16 protein-coding genes are annotated in these 15,461 nt (G+C 66.7%); 6 read left to right on the top strand and 10 right to left on the bottom strand.

Annotation, left to right across the window (positions count from 1 at the left end; translation table 11 throughout):
• The first annotated feature begins 2 nt into the window (after window positions 1–2).
• The 4 genes from AWC12_RS14220 to AWC12_RS14235 all read left to right on the top strand — a co-directional run bounded on the left by AWC12_RS14220 (window position 3) and on the right by AWC12_RS14235 (window position 3,037).
• The gene (locus AWC12_RS14220) at window positions 3–692 is read left to right on the top strand and encodes an SRPBCC family protein (protein ID WP_085175088.1); all 690 of its coding nucleotides are present in this window, start codon (window positions 3–5) and stop codon (window positions 690–692) included.
• Window positions 689–1,582: an FAD binding domain-containing protein gene (locus AWC12_RS14225; RefSeq protein WP_085175090.1), complete on the top strand. Its 894-nt coding sequence runs from the start codon at window positions 689–691 to the stop codon at window positions 1,580–1,582. Before AWC12_RS14220 ends, AWC12_RS14225 begins: the two co-directional genes overlap by 4 nt.
• Window positions 1,575–2,048 (top strand): (2Fe-2S)-binding protein, encoded by a 474-nt coding sequence (locus AWC12_RS14230; RefSeq protein WP_085175092.1) that lies wholly within the window; start codon window positions 1,575–1,577, stop codon window positions 2,046–2,048. The genes AWC12_RS14225 and AWC12_RS14230 overlap by 8 nt, the downstream gene beginning before the upstream one ends.
• 98 nt (window positions 2,049–2,146) lie before the next feature.
• Window positions 2,147–3,037, top strand: coding sequence for an NAD(P)-dependent oxidoreductase (locus tag AWC12_RS14235; RefSeq protein ID WP_085175425.1), 891 nt, complete (start codon window positions 2,147–2,149; stop codon window positions 3,035–3,037).
• A gap of 66 nt (window positions 3,038–3,103) precedes the next feature.
• Here AWC12_RS14235 and AWC12_RS14240 read toward each other — a convergent pair whose 3' ends face one another.
• Both AWC12_RS14240 and AWC12_RS14245 read right to left on the bottom strand, forming a co-directional pair.
• Window positions 3,104–3,946: an SDR family oxidoreductase gene (locus AWC12_RS14240; protein WP_085175094.1), complete on the bottom strand. Its 843-nt coding sequence runs from the start codon at window positions 3,944–3,946 to the stop codon at window positions 3,104–3,106.
• A 48-nt stretch (window positions 3,947–3,994) separates the two neighbouring features.
• The gene (locus tag AWC12_RS14245; protein ID WP_420087719.1) at window positions 3,995–4,891 is read right to left on the bottom strand and encodes an enoyl-CoA hydratase; all 897 of its coding nucleotides are present in this window, start codon (window positions 4,889–4,891) and stop codon (window positions 3,995–3,997) included.
• 91 nt (window positions 4,892–4,982) lie between these two features.
• Between AWC12_RS14245 and AWC12_RS31100 the strand changes: the two genes are divergently transcribed.
• Entirely contained in the window at window positions 4,983–5,150 is a 168-nt protein-coding gene (locus AWC12_RS31100; protein ID WP_162834984.1) for a hypothetical protein, read from the top strand.
• Complete coding sequence (locus tag AWC12_RS14250; RefSeq protein WP_085175097.1) at window positions 5,150–6,664, top strand: alpha,alpha-trehalose-phosphate synthase (UDP-forming); 1,515 nt, start codon at window positions 5,150–5,152, stop codon at window positions 6,662–6,664. Before AWC12_RS31100 ends, AWC12_RS14250 begins: the two co-directional genes overlap by 1 nt.
• On the opposite strand, the gene AWC12_RS14255 is transcribed toward AWC12_RS14250, so the two are convergent.
• From AWC12_RS14255 to AWC12_RS14290, 8 genes are read right to left on the bottom strand one after another with little or no spacing between them, the layout of a single operon-like run.
• The gene (locus AWC12_RS14255; RefSeq protein WP_024446732.1) at window positions 6,651–7,145 is read right to left on the bottom strand and encodes a nuclear transport factor 2 family protein; all 495 of its coding nucleotides are present in this window, start codon (window positions 7,143–7,145) and stop codon (window positions 6,651–6,653) included. The two genes, AWC12_RS14250 and AWC12_RS14255, sit on opposite strands and share 14 nt — an antisense overlap.
• On the bottom strand, window positions 7,145–7,843 hold the full coding sequence (locus AWC12_RS14260; RefSeq protein ID WP_085175099.1) for an Rv1363c family protein: 699 nt from the start codon (window positions 7,841–7,843) through the stop codon (window positions 7,145–7,147). Before AWC12_RS14260 ends, AWC12_RS14255 begins: the two co-directional genes overlap by 1 nt.
• A gap of 17 nt (window positions 7,844–7,860) precedes the next feature.
• Window positions 7,861–9,576, bottom strand: a complete 1,716-nt coding sequence (locus AWC12_RS14265) for an MCE family protein (protein ID WP_085175101.1) — start codon at window positions 9,574–9,576, stop codon at window positions 7,861–7,863.
• Complete coding sequence (locus AWC12_RS14270; RefSeq protein WP_085175103.1) at window positions 9,576–10,751, bottom strand: MCE family protein; 1,176 nt, start codon at window positions 10,749–10,751, stop codon at window positions 9,576–9,578. The genes AWC12_RS14265 and AWC12_RS14270 overlap by 1 nt, the downstream gene beginning before the upstream one ends.
• The gene (locus AWC12_RS14275) at window positions 10,748–12,148 is read right to left on the bottom strand and encodes an MCE family protein (protein ID WP_085175105.1); all 1,401 of its coding nucleotides are present in this window, start codon (window positions 12,146–12,148) and stop codon (window positions 10,748–10,750) included. Before AWC12_RS14275 ends, AWC12_RS14270 begins: the two co-directional genes overlap by 4 nt.
• Window positions 12,145–13,203: an MCE family protein gene (locus tag AWC12_RS14280; RefSeq protein WP_085175107.1), complete on the bottom strand. Its 1,059-nt coding sequence runs from the start codon at window positions 13,201–13,203 to the stop codon at window positions 12,145–12,147. The genes AWC12_RS14275 and AWC12_RS14280 overlap by 4 nt, the downstream gene beginning before the upstream one ends.
• A complete protein-coding gene (locus tag AWC12_RS14285; protein WP_085175109.1) occupies window positions 13,196–14,224 on the bottom strand; it encodes an MCE family protein in 1,029 nt (342 codons plus the stop codon). Before AWC12_RS14285 ends, AWC12_RS14280 begins: the two co-directional genes overlap by 8 nt.
• 31 nt (window positions 14,225–14,255) lie before the next feature.
• Complete coding sequence (locus AWC12_RS14290) at window positions 14,256–15,458, bottom strand: MCE family protein (protein ID WP_085175111.1); 1,203 nt, start codon at window positions 15,456–15,458, stop codon at window positions 14,256–14,258.
• Window positions 15,459–15,461: the final 3 nt, after the last annotated feature.

Consider the following 15,461-nt stretch of genomic DNA (forward strand, 5'->3'; position numbering starts at 1 on the left):
CCGTGGAACTGAACAACGAATTCCGGGTCGCGGTGCCCACCGCGAAAGTCTGGGATGTCTTCACCGACGTCGAGCGGGTGGCGCCCTGCCTGCCGGGAGCCTCCCTGCTGTCTGTCGAGGGCGACACCTTCAACGGGGCGGTCAAGGTCAAGGTCGGCCCGATCACGGTGTCCTATAAGGGAGTTGCCACCTACAAGGAGAAGGACGCTGCTGAACAGCGGATCGTGCTGCGGGCCGAGGGCAAGGAGACCCGCGGCAACGGCACCGCGGCGGCGACCGTGACCGCACAGCTCACCGACGAAGGGGGCTCAACCCACGTCGACATCACGACCGACCTGGCGATCTCCGGCAAGGCTGCCCAGTTCGGGCGCGGGGTGCTGGCCGACGTCTCGGGCAATCTCATCGCGCAGTTCGCCCGGAGCCTGGAAGCAGAGCTGCTCGGCGGCACGCCACCGGCAACCACCCAGGCGCCGACCACCGAAACAGCCACCGCCGCAGCCCAACCGGCCGCGGATTCCGTCGACCTCGTGAAGGTCGTCGCCCTGCCGCTGGCCAAGCGGTTCGCCCCGGCGATCGCCGCGGCGGCTGCGGCGGGGGTGATCGGCTTCCTGATCGGCAGAAGGCGACGCAAAACGCCCGCTGCCATGCTCGCCGACGATCTCCAGGCCGTCCTCGCCCGGCTGTTGTCATGAAGGCCGCGCCGTTCGCCTACCACCGCCCCGAGTCCGTCGCGGACGCGGTAGCGCTGCTCCGCGAGTATGGAGACGAGGCGAAGATCCTCGCCGGCGGCCAGAGCCTGGTTCCCATGCTGGCGATGCGATTGACGCATTTCGAAAACCTGATCGACATCTCCCGAATCGAGGAGGTGCGCAACATCGAACTCCGTGACGGTGCCGTGTGGATCGGTGCGGGCACGCCTCACGCGTTCGTCGGAATGGACGACGAAGTCGCCGAATCGGTTCCGCTGCTGACGCTGTCCACCCCGCACATCGGCCACTTCCAGATCCGCACGAGGGGCACGCTCGGTGGGGCCATCGCACACGCCGACCCAGCAGCCGAATACGCCGCTGTCGCAGTCGCTCTCGACGCGGAGATCGAAGCGACGTCCGCACGCGGGACCCGCAGAATCCCCGCCGCGGACTTCTTCACAGGGCTGTGGGAGACATCCCTTGCGGCCGACGAGGTCCTCACGGCCGTCGCCTTTCCCGTGTGGTCGGGACGGTGCGGCTTCTCGGTGCACGAGTTCGCGAGCCGTCACGGTGATTTCGCGATCGCGGGAGCGACGCTGGGGGTGGAACTCGACGATGACGACACGGTGCTCCGCTGCGGGATCGGATTGCTCGGCATGGGGTCCACGCCCGTGCGCGGCACGCCGGCCGAGTCCGCGATCGTGGGCAGGCCCGTCGGTGACATCTCGGCCGAGGAGCTCGGCAAGCTGGCGGTCTCGGAACTCGAAGACGTCCCCGCCGACCTGCAGGGGTCGGCGGCCTACCGATCGAAAGTCTGCGCCACGATGGTCGCGCGGGCATGGACCGAGGCAACCACCGCGGCTGTCGAAACGAGGGAGGCAATCCATGCATGAGATCCCCGTCGAGGTCTCGGTCAACGGCCGGCGGCACTCGGCTACCGTCGAGCCGCGGCTCACGCTGGCCGACTACCTGCGGGAGAAGTGCGGCCTTACCGGCACTCATCTGGGGTGTGAGCACGGCGCATGCGGCGCCTGCACCGTGTTGCTCGACGGTCAGGCGGTGCGTTCGTGCCTGGTCTTCGCTGTCCAGGTCGACGGTCAGGAGGTCACCACCGTCGAGGGGATCGCCGACGACAACGGTGGACTCTCCCCCGTCCAGGCCGCGATGCGGGAATGCCATGGCCTCCAATGTGGTTTCTGCACACCGGGATTCGTCACCAGCATCACCGCGCTCCTGCGGGAGAATCCCACACCGACCGACGAGGAGATCCGCGAGGGCCTGTCCGGCAACTTCTGCCGATGCACCGGCTACCAGGGCATCGTGAACGCAGTGAAGCGCGCGGCCGAAATGACAAGCTGACTCTCGCCGGCGCCGAGTGTGCGCCAGTGGCGCGAAACTGGCCTCCTGGCCGCCGTCACCGCACGCTCGCCGCTCCACCATGAGGCATCGTGGACGTCATGCGAATCGGGTTCATCGGCCTCGGCAATATGGGTTCCGGCATGGCCGCCAATCTGCTTTCCGCCGGCCACGACGTCGGCGTGTTCAACCGGTCCCCCGGCAAGGCGGCCGCGCTCACCGAGCGGGGGGCCATCGCTGCGCCGACGATCGCCGCGGTCTGCGACGCCGAGGTCGTCGTGACCATGCTCGCCGACGACACTGCCGTCGAAGCGGTGACATTCGGTGCGGGGGGAATCATCGAATCCCTGGCAGCCGGCGCCGTCCACGTATCGGCCAGCACGATCAGCGTCGCGCTGGCCGAACGCCTCACCGCGGCACATGCCGACGCCGCCCAGGCATTCGTCTCCGCGCCTGTATTCGGTAGGCCGGAAGCCGCAGCCGCAGCCAAACTGTTCGTCGTCGCAGCCGGACCTGCCGATCAGATCACGTCCCTGCAACCGGTGTTCGAGGCCCTCGGTCAGCGCACGTTCGCGGTGTCCGACGAACCCAAGATCGCCAATCTGGTGAAGCTGTCAGGCAACTTCCTGATTGCGTCGGTGATCGAATCACTCGGCGAGGCAATGGCGCTGGTCGGCAAGGCCGGCATGGACAAGCAGGCCTTCCTGGAATTGCTGACGTCCACGCTGTTCGACGCGCCCGCTTACCAGGTCTACGGCGGCCTACTTGCCGACGAACAGTTCGAGCCCGCCGGTTTTGCGGCACACCTCGGATTGAAGGACGCCCGGCTCATGCTCGCGGCCGGCGAGCAGCTCGAGGTGCCCCTCCCGATCGCCAGCCTGATTCGCGATCGGTTCCTGACGCTGCTTGCCGGGGGTGGCCGCGACCTCGACTGGGCTGCGCTCGGCGCAGTCGCGACGTGGGAGGCCGGCGGTCCAAAGCCCGGCACCTAATCCGCCGAAACTGCATTCCGCGTTGAGTTTCCGCACGAATCGCCGCGCGGAATGCAGTTTCGGCAGCTATTTCGCGACGACGCCGCGCAGTCCGTCGGCGCCGAACAGCGGCTCGAGCATCTGAGACAGGTCGGGTCCGCGCCGCAGGCCGTGCCCGCCGTCGACGTTGATGACTTGACCGGTGATGAAGCTTGCTGCGTCACTGAGGAGGAACACCGCGAGGTTGGCGATGTCTTCGACCTCGCCGACGCGCGGCAGCGGAGTGCACGAGGCGTAGTCCTCGCTCAGCGCGGGGGTGTCGATGATCGGCGCCACCATGTCGGTCTTGGTCAGTCCCGGGCGGATGCCGTTGACCCGCACCCAGGACGGGCCCAACTCGTCGGCAGCGACCATCATCAGGTGATCCAACGCAGCCTTGCTCGGCCCGTACGCGCCGAACCAGCGGTGGGTGTTGCTCGACGCGATCGAGGAAATGCCGATGAACGATCCGCCGCCGCCTCGCACCATCTCGCGCGCGGAGTGCTTGAGCACATACATGGTGCCGTTGATGTTGAGGTCGACCGTGTTGCGCCATGCGGCGGAGTCGATCTGGGTCAGTGGGCCGATCGTCTCCGAGCCGCCTGCGCTGTGTACGACGCCGTCGAGCTTGCCGTGCCAAGCCGTCGCGGCCTCGACGAGGCGCATCGCCTGATCCTCGTCGGTCACGTCGGCGGGCTCGTAGATGACATCGCCCGCACCCTCACCGGCAGCGGCTTTGATCTCCTCGGCGGCGGCCGCGAGCTTGTCGGCATTGCGGCCCGCCAGCACCGCATTGCCTCCGGACGCGACGACCGCGGCGGCGACACCTTTCCCGATCCCACTGCCACCGCCGGTGATCAGATAGGTGCGATCAGCCAACGACAGCAGCATGGGTACTCCTCGATAGCCCGACTAACTAGAACAGGTTCCAGTTATACGTCACGGTTCGTCGCGGCGGGAGAGCTTTGGTGCGCCCAATGTGCGCCAATCCGGCACGTTCGGCGGCAGGCCCACGGGGTAGCGGTTCTCGTTGTGGGCGGCCCAGTGGGCGTGTCCGAGCTCGTGGATGTGGAACGCGTGCCGCAGCGCCTCGGTGAACCCCATCGCGTCACTGGCCGCGTTCACCGAATCCTTGACCAGAAGCGCCGCCATCGTCGGGCGCTCGGCGATCCTGCGCGCGAACTCCAGCGTCTTGTCCTCCAGCTCGGCGCGCGGGAAGACCTTCGACACCATGCCGAGCCGATAGGCCTCGTCGACGTCGAGTGCGTCGCCGGTGAGTAGCAGCTCCTTGGCCTTGCGGGCCCCGAACTCCCAGGGATGGGCGTAGTACTCGACACCCGGCATGCCCATCCGCACCGCGACGACGTCGCTGAATCTGGCGTCGTCGGACGCGACGATCAGGTCGCAGGCCCAGATCAGCATCAGTGCCGCCGAGATGGCGTTGCCCTGGACTTGGGCGATGGTGATCTTGCGCAGGTCGCGCCACCGGCTCGTGTTGTTGAAGAAGTAATGCCACTCCTGCAGGTACGTCCGCTCGGCCACGGCGTCCCTGGTGGCGCCGTTGAACGTGAAGGTCGGATGCTGGTTCGGTCCCGGCGCCCGCTCGGCCAGCGCCTGCTCGGACCCGAGATCGTGGCCCGCCGAGAAATTCTTGCCTCGCGCAGCCAGGATGACCACCCGCACCTCGTCGTCAGCCTCTGCCCGTCCGAACGCCTCGTCGAGCTGCACCAGCAGCGTTCGCGACTGCGCATTCTGCGCGTCCGGCCGATTCAGCCAGATCCGCGCGATGCGGCCTTCGTCGAGCGTCTCGTACGTCACCTGATCCTGGTCAGCCACACGTTGCACACTACGGCGAAAGTGTCACGCCCCCGAACAGGGGCCCTGCACCGACCTGGGAGTTGGCTACAGAGTTGGCTAAGGTTGCTCTATGCCCGCCAAACCTGACCCAGCTGAGATCGGTGACGTCGAACCGATCGCCGACGTCACCGAGCGACAGGCCCGCCGCGTCGTCGCCGCCTACGCCAACGACGCCGACGAGTGCCGCGTGTTCCTGTCGATGCTCGGCATCGGACCTGCGAAGCTCGCCGACGCGTAATGGCATCCGAGAGCGGTCCCGAGGTCCGCTCCGGGCAGTCTGCTCCGCCTTCGGCTTCGGCCGACTTCGTGGTTGTCGCCAACCGGCTACCCATCGACCGGGTGAAACTGCCCGACGGCACCACCGAGTGGAAGCGCAGCCCCGGCGGTCTCGTCACCGCTTTGGAGCCGCTGCTGCGACGCAGGCACGGCGCATGGATCGGGTGGCCCGGCGTTCCCGAGGAAGCCGACGATCCCGACGCCTCTGACGAGCCCATCGAGCAGGACGGGATGACGCTCGTACCGGTGCGCCTGTCGACCAAGGACGTCGCCGAGTACTACGAGGGCTTTTCCAACGCCACACTGTGGCCGCTCTATCACGATGTCATCGTCAAGCCGATCTACCACCGAGAGTGGTGGGATCGCTACGTCGACGTCAACCGTCGCTTCGCCGAGGCCACCGCGCAGACAGCCGCCGAGGGCGCCACCGTGTGGGTGCAGGACTATCAGCTGCAACTGGTCCCCAAGATGCTGCGGATGCTGCGGCCCGACCTGACCATCGGCTTCTTCCTGCACATCCCGTTCCCCCCGGTCGAGCTGTTCATGCAGATGCCGTGGCGCACCGAGATCACCGAAGGCCTCCTCGGCGCCGACCTGGTCGGTTTCCACCTGCCCGGTGGTGCGCAGAACTTCCTGATCCTGTCGCGCAGACTCGTCGGCGCGACCACATCCCGCGGCAACGTCGGTGTCCGGTCGCGGTTCGGCGAGGTGCAGTTCGGCTTCCGCACCGTCAAGGTTGGCGCGTTCCCGATCTCCATCGACTCCGACGAACTCGACCAGCAGGCCCGTAGCCGGGCAATTCGCCAGCGCGCCAAAGAGATCCGGGCCGAGCTTGGCAACCCGCGCAAGATCCTGCTCGGCGTCGACCGCCTCGACTACACCAAAGGCATCGACGTACGGCTGCGTGCGTTCTCCGAACTCCTCGAGGAAGGCCGCATCGACCCCAACGACACCGTTCTCGTTCAGCTGGCCACCCCGAGCCGGGAACGTGTCGAGAGCTATATCGCCATGCGCGAGGACATCGAGCGTCAGGTGGGCCACGTCAACGGCGAATTCGGCGAGGTCGGCCATCCAGTCTTGCACTACCTGCACCGGCCCATCCCGCGAGAGGACCTCGTCGCCTTCTTCGTCGCGGCCGACGTCATGCTCGTGACTCCGTTGCGCGACGGCATGAACCTGGTGGCCAAGGAGTACGTGGCCTGCCGCAGCGACCTGGGCGGCGCCCTGGTACTCAGCGAATTCACCGGGGCCGCAGCGGAATTGCGACAGGCATATCTGACAAATCCCCACCACCTCGAAGGTGTGAAGGATGCCATCGAGGCGGCACTCAACCAGTCACCGGAAGACGGCAGGCGACGGATGCGCGCGATGCGCCGCCAAGTGCTGGCCCATGACGTGGACCGTTGGGCCCGCTCATTTCTCGACGCGTTGGCCAACAAACCCCAGCAGCCTGAACCCGATCTCAGATCGGAGTGATGTAGCTGATCAGCCACTTGCCGTCGACCTTCTCATAGTCGACACGCAGGCGGCTGCCGTCATAGACGGGCTGGCCGTCCTTCTCCGTGACCGTCCGGTTCATGTACACCATCACCGAAGCCGTGGTGCGGTGCGCGTCCATCACTCCGGCACCCACCACGTTGGCCTGGCTGATCAGCTGGCGTTGTCGGGCTTGCGGGATGATGTCCTTGGTCGCGCGCTCCCGGAACTCCTGGCGGTAGGCCGGCGTGAGCAGCGGATAGACGTCGGTGAGGCTGCCCTCGACGGTCTGGTAGTCATAGCCGAACACCCGGGGGATCTGCTCGACAGCCAACGGCGGAAGCTCAGCGCGGGCCGACTGCTCTCCGCGTAGCTGGACCCCGTCCCAGTACAGCCAACCGCCGACCGCACCGCCACCGACGAACGCCACCGACAGCAGCACGATCACCGCACCCACCAGACGGGCGGCACGCTTGCTCATCAGTTGCCCCCGTCAGGGTATTTGAGGTCGTATCCGGTCATGTGGCCGTTGTCGTCCTCGTGCACGATGACCCGCAGCCGGTAGGGCTGCGACGGCTTGTTGGTGCCGTCCATGTCGGTGACCGTCACCCGCACCGACACCAGCACGGCGGCGTTGTTGGTGACGTCGTCGATCGACTCCAGGGCGGCGCCGTTGATGACGGCTTCGGAGCTCGCGTTGGTATCGCGGAAGATCGCCTTCAGGTTGTCGACGTTGTTGTCCTGGCTGAGCATGTCGCGCAACGGACCGCTGGTGCTGTCGACGAATCGATCCACGCTCTGGTCGATGTCGTTCTGGGTGTACGAGAACATGTTCACGACCAACTGCGAGGCGGTGTCCACGAACTGCTGATCGCGCGCCAGCTGCGCCCGCGCGTCGGACTGGTTGGACAGCATCCAGACGATCCCGCCTGCGAGCAGACCGCCGAGCAGCACGAGGACTAGCGCAGCGGCCAGCGCCACCGGCCCCCTATTGGCCGGCCTGCGCGGCGGCGGGGCCACCGGCGTCATCGATAGCGGTTTGGCCGGCCGGGACACCGCGACCGTCACCTCGACTGCGGATGATGCCGGGGCCGACTCGGGCATGCCTGCCGGTCCCGCTGCCCGCGACGCCCGTCGCCGCACCGGGCGGCCTGCATCGCGGGGTGCCTCTTCTGTCACTGCTGTCCTACGCCTGCCTATGCCTGCTTGGGCGACAACATCAGGTCGACCCAATTTTCTGCGGGCGCCAGTTTGTCAGTTCCCGGGGCGTACACGCCAGTTCCGCCCGCCGGGTCGACGAAGACGCCGTTCTGGTCGTAGCTCGCGCTGGCCTGGGGCACCGCTTCTGCGGGCAGCAGCGGACCCGCCGGCGCCGGCGGTGCGGCGGGTGGGGCGACCGGCGGTGCGGCAGGGGGCGCGCCCGGCGCGGGCGGCGGCGGCGCCAACGGCGGCCGGCCATACGGCGGCACCACCTGATCCGGCGGCGAGAAGTACGGCCACGGAGCCGGTATCTGGCCGGGCTCGTTCGGCGGGTACGGCAGCGGGAACGGCGCGTGCGGCGCCGGTCCCGGCCCTGGCGCCACCCCTGGTGGCAGCTGCACCGACGGCGGTCCCGGGTCGGGGTCGACCTGGGGCGGGATGTTCGGGAACTTGTTGGGCGGCAGGATGTTCCGGCCGTCGGTGATCGGCGTGCCGTACGGGACGGGCGGGCCGCGCCACGGATTGCTTCCGATGGGGACGTACCCTTTCGGATCACGGCACAGCTGGATGGTCGGCGCGCGCTTGCCGGGGAACTCCTGGCACGGATAGTTGCGCGCACCGCGCACCACGCTCGGATCGTTTTGGGCCACTTTGCAATACATGTCGGTGGGTAGTTCACGCAGCGTCGTGTCCGCGGGTGAGCGGATCTGGCTGGGCGGGATGAAGCCGACCGAGCACGGCGGCGGATCGCCGAGGTCGACCTTGAAGTCCAGTTTGCCGCCCTCGTCCGTGGGCACACCGCCGGCGACGGTATTGAGTGCGGCGAGCAGAGCCGGGAACAGCACGAGAGCGTGCTCCAGCGATTTGTTGTAGATGACGCCGATGCGTCCGAAGTTCGCGAGATTGGCGGCCAGCACCGGGAATGTCGGCCGGATGCCCGCGAAGGTGGTGTTGGCGGCTTCGGTCGCTCCCGGAACCGTCTGCAATGTCTCGCGCAGCTGCGGGTCGGCATTGACGACCTCACCGGTCAACCGTGCGAGTCCGTCTGCCAGCGAACGGATGTCGTCGCCGCTGCGGATCTGCGCTTCCAGGAACGGGCCCGCCTGGTCGATCAGCTGCGTCGTCTGGCCGTAATTCGCGTTGGCCTCGTCGATCAACAGCCGCGACGACTGGATCAGGCGTGCGAGCTCCGGGCCGGATCCGTTGAAGGCCTTGAAGCTCTCTCTGAGCAGGTCTTGCAGTCGGCTGTCCCCGACGCTGCTGACCAACGCGTCGGCCTGCTGGAGCAGGCCGTAAATGTCCTGCCCGATCGCGGTGCGATCCATGCCGATGTTGGAGCCGTCGCTCAGGGTGGCCTGGGCCGCGTCATCCGGCGGGACGAGGTCGATGTATTGCTCACCGACCGCCGAGACGCTCTTGACGGTGGCGGTCACGTTGTCCGGCACCGGCGTGCCGCTCTGGAGCCGCATGTGCGCGACGACGCCGTGGTCGCTCAGGCCCACCGACTCGACACGCCCGACCGTGACTCCGCGGTAGGTGACGTTGGCGTTCTCGTACAGCCCGCCGCCTGCCGAGAAGTCCGCGGTGATGTTGTACGAGCCGATGCCCACGGCCTCGGGGAGGCGCAGGTAGAAGATCGAGATGGGTCCGACCGTCAGCACGGTGACGACGGCGAAGATCATCAACTGGATCCTGGAGAGGCGATCGATCATCAGGGCGCCCCCTCATGCTGCGTCGCGGTGCCCGGCGGGATCTTGAACGGATCTGCCGCCTGACCGGACAGGTTCGACGTGGCACCGACGAGGAAGTCGGGGGTGTTGATGATCTCGTTCATCCGCTTCATGTTGGGATCGAATCCGAGCGACGTCGTCAGGACCGTCTCCCCCAGCCGCCGCAGCGTGAGGTCGAAGGTCACGAACACGTTCAGGTAGTCGCCGCGCACCGCCCTGCGCAGGTACTTGTAATGGAACGGAAACGTCGGCAGGAACTCCAGGCTCTTGATGAAGTAGTCGGCGTTGTCGTTGAGCGCCTTGATGATCGGGTACAGATCTTTGAGGTCGGCCGCGAAGTCGGTCTTGGTCTCCTGCAGCATCCGCGATCCCACGGTGGCGAAGCTGCGCAGCGCGGCGAAGGCGTCGACGAGGTTGGCGCGGTTACGGTTCAGCACGTCGAGCGCGGCAGGCAGCGTGTCCAGCGTGCGGCCGAGGCTGTCCTTGCTCCGGGCCAAGATCCCGGCGAACCGGTCGAGCCCCTCAGCTGCCGCGATGATGTCGTTGGTCTGGCGGTCCAGGGAACTGGTCAGCTCGGCCAGCCGCGGGATCAGCTCGCCGAACGTGCCCTCACGGCCCACCACCGCGTTGTAGGCCTCCTCGGTGATGTCCTGCACCGCACCGAGATTGCCCTTGTTGACGACGACACCCAGCGAGGACAGCACTTCCTCGGTACTCGGATACCTGGCGGTGTTCTCCTCGGGGATCTCCGAGCCCTCCACGAGGCGGCCGACGGGGTTGTCGACCGGCTCGGCGAGCTCGATGTGCTGCGAGCCCAGCAGTGACGTCTGCGCCACCCTGGCGATGGAATTGGACGGCAGGTCGACATTGCTGTCAAGGGACAGTTTCACCGCGGCGAAGAACGGGCCGTCTTCGCGCTGCACCGCTTCGATGCCCGACACGCTGCCCACGGTGACGTCGTCGACCATGACCGGCGAATTCTGCGGCAGCGTGGTGACATTGGGCAGCTGCACGGTGATCGTGTACGAACCCGCGCCGTGGCCCGCCGTTCCCGGCATGTCCAGCGAGTTGAGACCGCCGAACTGGCAACCCGCCAGCAGTACCGACAGCGAGCCGAATGCCACAGCTTTCCGCAAAACCGGTGCTTTCCGCATCATCCGCCCGCACCTCCGGGTGCCGGTGCAGGGCCCGAGACCACGCCTGGCGCAACGGTTTCCGGTCCGCCGACGTGCGAGGTGGCCCCCTGCGGCGTCGCCGCACCCGGTGTGGCTTCAGGCGCCGGGGGCACCAGCAGCGATGCCAGGTCGGCATCCGGCGGGATGACGGGCGGCGTGACGCCGGGCGCGTTCTGCCATTGCAGGTACGGCACCGGTGTCTCGGCCTTCGCCTCGGTCGCGGGAGTGTCGTAGATGACCTGCCCCTTGTACGCGGTGATGCTGTTGATCGGGTGGAACAGCAGCGGCGGGTAGTTCATCGCGATGCGCTTGAACACCGGACCCATGCGCTGCCTGCAGATCTCGGCGCGCTTGTAGTTGTCGGGTGAGGCACCGACATCGAAGGTGCCGCCGCAGATGAACTGCACGGGGTTGCCGAAGTTCGGCAGTGACAGCAGTCCGCCGACCGTGCCCTGCGCGGGGTTGTAGATGTTGTAGAAGTTCGACAGACCGTTCGGCGTGACGTGCAGAACCTGCTCGATGTCATCGCTGTGGTCGGTCAGGATCTGCGTGAAGTCCGCCAGTCTCGACACCTGGCCGATCAGCGCCTCGTTGTTCTCGTTCAATAGTCCGCGGACGTCGCCGAGCGCCTGGTTCAGCGTGCCCAGCGTGTCGTCCAGATTGTTCGTGCTGTCGGCGAGCACCTGGGACACCGACGCGACGTGGTTGGTGAACTGCACGATCTGCTCGTTGCTGTTCGACAGCGCATCGACGAGGACCTGCAGATTGCGGATCGTGCCGAACAGGTCGACATGCGAATCCCCCAGGCGCCCTGCGGTTTGCGACAGCTCACGCACGGCCTGGCGGAACGTGTCGCCGTTCCCGTCGAAGGTGTCGGCCGCCTGGTTGACGAATTGGGTGAGCGGCCCCTGCACCGAGCCCTGCTGCGGCCCGAGCTGAGCGCTCAGCTGTGTCAGTTGATCCTTGACCTCGTCCCACTCGACGGGCACCGCGGTCCGGTCGGGACCGATCTCGGCGCCGTCGGCCATCACCGCTCCCCCGGTGTAGGCGGGAGTCAGCTGAATGAACCTGGCGGCCACCAGGTTCGGTGCGATGATGAGCGCCTGCGCGTTCTCGGGCACCTTGACGCCGTCATCGATGGACATCGTGATCTTGACGTCGCCGGCGCGCGGCTCGATCGAATCGATGCTTCCGACCGGGACGCCGATGATGCGGACCTCGTCGCCGGAGTACAGGCCCACGGCAGACTCGAAGTACGCGACGAGCTTGTTGCCGGTGCGCGACGGCCACACGAGGTAGGCGCCGATGGCGAGCACGGCCACCAGCACCACGGCCACCACGGCCCGCAGTGTGCGGTTCTGCGAAATGTTGTGGCTCATGGCGACTTCGGCCTGATGATCATGCGCTCGGAGATGAACCCGCGCAGGTAGTCGGCAAGGCTGTCGGGCAGCTTGCCCGGTTGGAAGTACGAGTCGAGCAGGACCTCGGCGAGCGACGCCGGCGGCAGGCCGTACAGGTTGATGTTGAAGCCCGAACCGGAACCGACGACCTCACCGAGCGCCGTCGCGTACGGGGGCAGACGCTTCAGCGCCTCGCCGATGTGTTCGCGCCGTTCGAGCAGGTTGTCCATCACCAGGTTCAGCTTCTCCAGCGCAGGCCCGAACTCTACCTTGTTGTCCGCGACGAATCCCGAAAGCTGCTCGGACACTTCGTCGATGCCCGCAATCAGGTTGCTCAGCGCCTGACGCCGTTCGTCCAGCGCAGCGAACAGCAGATTGCCGTCGACGATCAGCTGGTTGACCTGACCGGCCCGCTGGGCGAGCAGGTCCGACACCCGCTTGGCATGACCGAGCAACTGCTCCAGGGCCTCGTCGCGCTTGTTGAGGCTGCGGGAGAGGTCGGTGACGCCCTGCAGCGCACTGCGCAGATGCGGCGTCGCGTCGCGCAGCGAATCCGTCAACGTCTGCAGGGCCTGCTCGAAACGCGGCTTGTCGAGCTCGCTCGCGTTCTGGCCCAGATCTTGCAGCGCCGTGTTCAGGGTGTACGGGGTCGTGGTGCGTCCCAGTGGGATCGACGTCTCCGATCCGGCGCCCTTCGGCGTGACGGCCAGCGACTTCTCGCCCAGCACGGTGTCGGTTTTGATCGCCACCAGGGACTGGTCGCCGACGCGCACATCCCGGTCGACGGTGAACGTCACCTTGGCGGCGTCCCCCGCGAGCGCCACACCGGTGACCTTGCCGACCTTGATACCGGACACGTTGACGTCGTTGCCGGGCGTGATACCACCCGCGTCGGTGAAGAACGCCTCGAAGTTCTCGCCCTGCGGCATGAACGGCAGGTTGGCGTAGCCGAACGACACCAGCACCAGGCACGTGACCAGCACGATGCCGAAAATTCCTGTGCGGAGCGGATTTCCCTCGTCGGGCCTAGCCATCCTCAGAACACCTCCCCTTCGACGGATCGGGCGGTCCACCGAACGGGATCAGGATGTCGCTGCCCGCCGGTCCATTGATCTTCATGCGGATGGAGCAGTAGTAGATGTTGAAGAAGGCTCCGTAGGCACCGAGCGCGTTGAGGCGCAGGTAGTTCTCGGCCAGCGGCTCGATGACCTTGTTGACGTCGTCCTTGCGCTCGTCGAGACGCTGCGCGAGTGGGCGCGCGTTCTCGATGACACCCTGCAGCGGTCTGCGCGACTCCTGCAGCATCTCGGTGAGGTCGACCTCCGCCTGAGCCAGCGGTCCGATGGCTCCCGCAATGGGGTCGCGCCCTTCGGCCAGCCCGGTCAACAGCTTCTGCAGCCGATCCACGCTGGCGTCGAATTCGGCGCCTTTCTCGTCGACGGTGCCGAGCACGGTGTTGAGGTTGGTGATCACGTCGCCGATCAGCTGGTCTCGGGCGGCCAGGTTCTGTGTGAAGGCGCTGGTGCTGGAGAGCATGCTCGACAGCGCTCCGCCCTGGCCTTGGAGCAATTCGATGACCGCACTGCTGATCTCGTTGACCTTGTTCCCGTCGAGGCCTTTGAGGACGGGCCGCAAACCGCCCAGCAGGGCGTCCAGGTCGAGCGCCGGTTCGGTGTTGGTGATCGTGCCGCCCCGCGGAAGCTTGACCAGATCACCTGGCCCCGAGGTGATCTCGAGGTACCGGTCGCCGACCAGGTTCTCGTAGCGCACGACCGCCTTGGTCGAGGTGTAGAGCTGGTACTTCTCGTTCACGGTGAAGGCGACGTCGACGGTGTTGTCGGGGTTGAGGGAGATGTCCTCGACGGTGCCGACGGGCACACCCGCGATGCGGACGTCTTGGCCGCCTTTCAGGCGGGACGCGTCGGAGAAGGTCGCGTGATACCTCTGGTCGGCACCGAATCGGAATTCACCGAAGATCACGACGAGCATGCCCGCCACCAACAGCATGACGACGGTGAAAACCGAGACGTTGACGAGGGTACGGCGGTGATTCATCAGCGCACTCTCTTCTTCGCGCGGGCGCTCATCAGAAGTCGTCCCTCTCCGCGTAGGCGCCGTTGAACAGGAACTGCAGCGTCGACGGTGCGTCGAACTGCAACTCGGTGTTCGGCTGATAGGGAACGTAGGCGTTGTCGGTCACGAGGAACGGCGTCCGATACCAGCTGCCGCCGTACTGCTTGCTCGGAACATCGGGTAGGCCACGGCAATTCGGTCCGCCGGAGGCGTTCACGATGGGCAGGCTCTCCGGATACGTGTAGGCGGGCGCGCCGGGAATGAAGCTCGACGAGACGAACAGGCCCGGACGGGTGCCGCCGATCATGGGGGCGAAGCGGTCGATCGCGTTGGCCGTGCCCTTGAGCACACAGCCGATGACCGGGGAGTACTCGCCGGCGACCTTCAACGGTGCGCGCAGCCGCTGGATGGCGGCGATGTAGTTGTCGGCGGCGGGCTCCAGTGTCGCGGTGCCGTTGTTGGCGAGGCCGGTTGCGGCCAGCAGCGTCGCGTTGAGGTTGTCCTCTTCGTCGACGATGGTCTGCGAGATCTGCGGTGCGTTCTCGAGGATCCGGACGAGATCGGGCGCGGCGTCGCCGTAGATGTTGGCGACCTCGGCGGCTTGCCGCAGGTCCTCCTGCAACGTCGGGAGCTTCGGGTTCAGCTGCGCCAGATAGGTGCTGAGGCCCGACATCAACTCGCCGACGTCGTCGCCGTTGCCCCGCAGGCCCTCGCCCAGCGCGGACAGGGTCGCGTTGAGGTTGATGGGGTCGATCTTCTGCAGCACGTCGGTCAGCGTCTGGAACAGCGTGTTGACCTCGAGCTGGACGTCCTCGGCCTTGACCTCGGTGCCGGGCTCCAGCGGCGTCGGCTTCGGATCCTCCGGGGGAAGGAACTCGACAGCTTTGGCGCCGAAGATCGTGGTGCCTGCGATCCGCACCGGTGCGTTGGACGGGATGTAGCGCAGCTCGCCGCTGCGGATGGCCAGCGTCAGCTTCGCCTGGTTGCCTGCGTACTCGATCGACTGGACCTCGCCGACCTGGATCCCGCGGTACTTGACCTTCGCCTTGTCCTCCATGACCAGACCGGCCCGTGGGGACAACACCGTCACCGTGTCGGTCGACGTGAACGCCGCGGTGTAGGACAGGTAGGTGAAGACCGCGGCGATCAGCACCAGCGCAGCGAGGATCGCCGCAGCGATTCTCACGTGGCTGCGCTTGGCGTCAACGTCGGCCATGGG

Source organism: Mycolicibacterium iranicum (genome assembly GCF_002101705.1).
GTDB classification, from domain to species: domain Bacteria; phylum Actinomycetota; class Actinomycetes; order Mycobacteriales; family Mycobacteriaceae; genus Mycobacterium; species Mycobacterium iranicum.

Bases quoted from the DNA above. Each gene is read 5' to 3' on its own strand.
- AWC12_RS14225 (WP_085175090.1), top strand. From the start codon at position 689: ATGAAGGCCGCGCCGTTCGCCTACCACCGCCCCGAGTCCGTCGCGGAC.
- AWC12_RS14230 (WP_085175092.1), top strand. From the start codon at position 1,575: ATGCATGAGATCCCCGTCGAGGTCTCGGTCAACGGCCGGCGGCACTCG.
- AWC12_RS14235 (WP_085175425.1), top strand. From the start codon at position 2,147: ATGCGAATCGGGTTCATCGGCCTCGGCAATATGGGTTCCGGCATGGCC.
- AWC12_RS14240 (WP_085175094.1), bottom strand. From the start codon at position 3,946: ATGCTGCTGTCGTTGGCTGATCGCACCTATCTGATCACCGGCGGTGGC.
- AWC12_RS31100 (WP_162834984.1), top strand. From the start codon at position 4,983: ATGCCCGCCAAACCTGACCCAGCTGAGATCGGTGACGTCGAACCGATC.
- AWC12_RS14250 (WP_085175097.1), top strand. From the start codon at position 5,150: ATGGCATCCGAGAGCGGTCCCGAGGTCCGCTCCGGGCAGTCTGCTCCG.
- AWC12_RS14255 (WP_024446732.1), bottom strand. From the start codon at position 7,145: ATGAGCAAGCGTGCCGCCCGTCTGGTGGGTGCGGTGATCGTGCTGCTG.
- AWC12_RS14265 (WP_085175101.1), bottom strand. From the start codon at position 9,576: ATGATCGATCGCCTCTCCAGGATCCAGTTGATGATCTTCGCCGTCGTC.
- AWC12_RS14270 (WP_085175103.1), bottom strand. From the start codon at position 10,751: ATGATGCGGAAAGCACCGGTTTTGCGGAAAGCTGTGGCATTCGGCTCG.
- AWC12_RS14275 (WP_085175105.1), bottom strand. From the start codon at position 12,148: ATGAGCCACAACATTTCGCAGAACCGCACACTGCGGGCCGTGGTGGCC.
- AWC12_RS14280 (WP_085175107.1), bottom strand. From the start codon at position 13,203: ATGGCTAGGCCCGACGAGGGAAATCCGCTCCGCACAGGAATTTTCGGC.
- AWC12_RS14285 (WP_085175109.1), bottom strand. From the start codon at position 14,224: ATGAATCACCGCCGTACCCTCGTCAACGTCTCGGTTTTCACCGTCGTC.
- AWC12_RS14290 (WP_085175111.1), bottom strand. From the start codon at position 15,458: ATGGCCGACGTTGACGCCAAGCGCAGCCACGTGAGAATCGCTGCGGCG.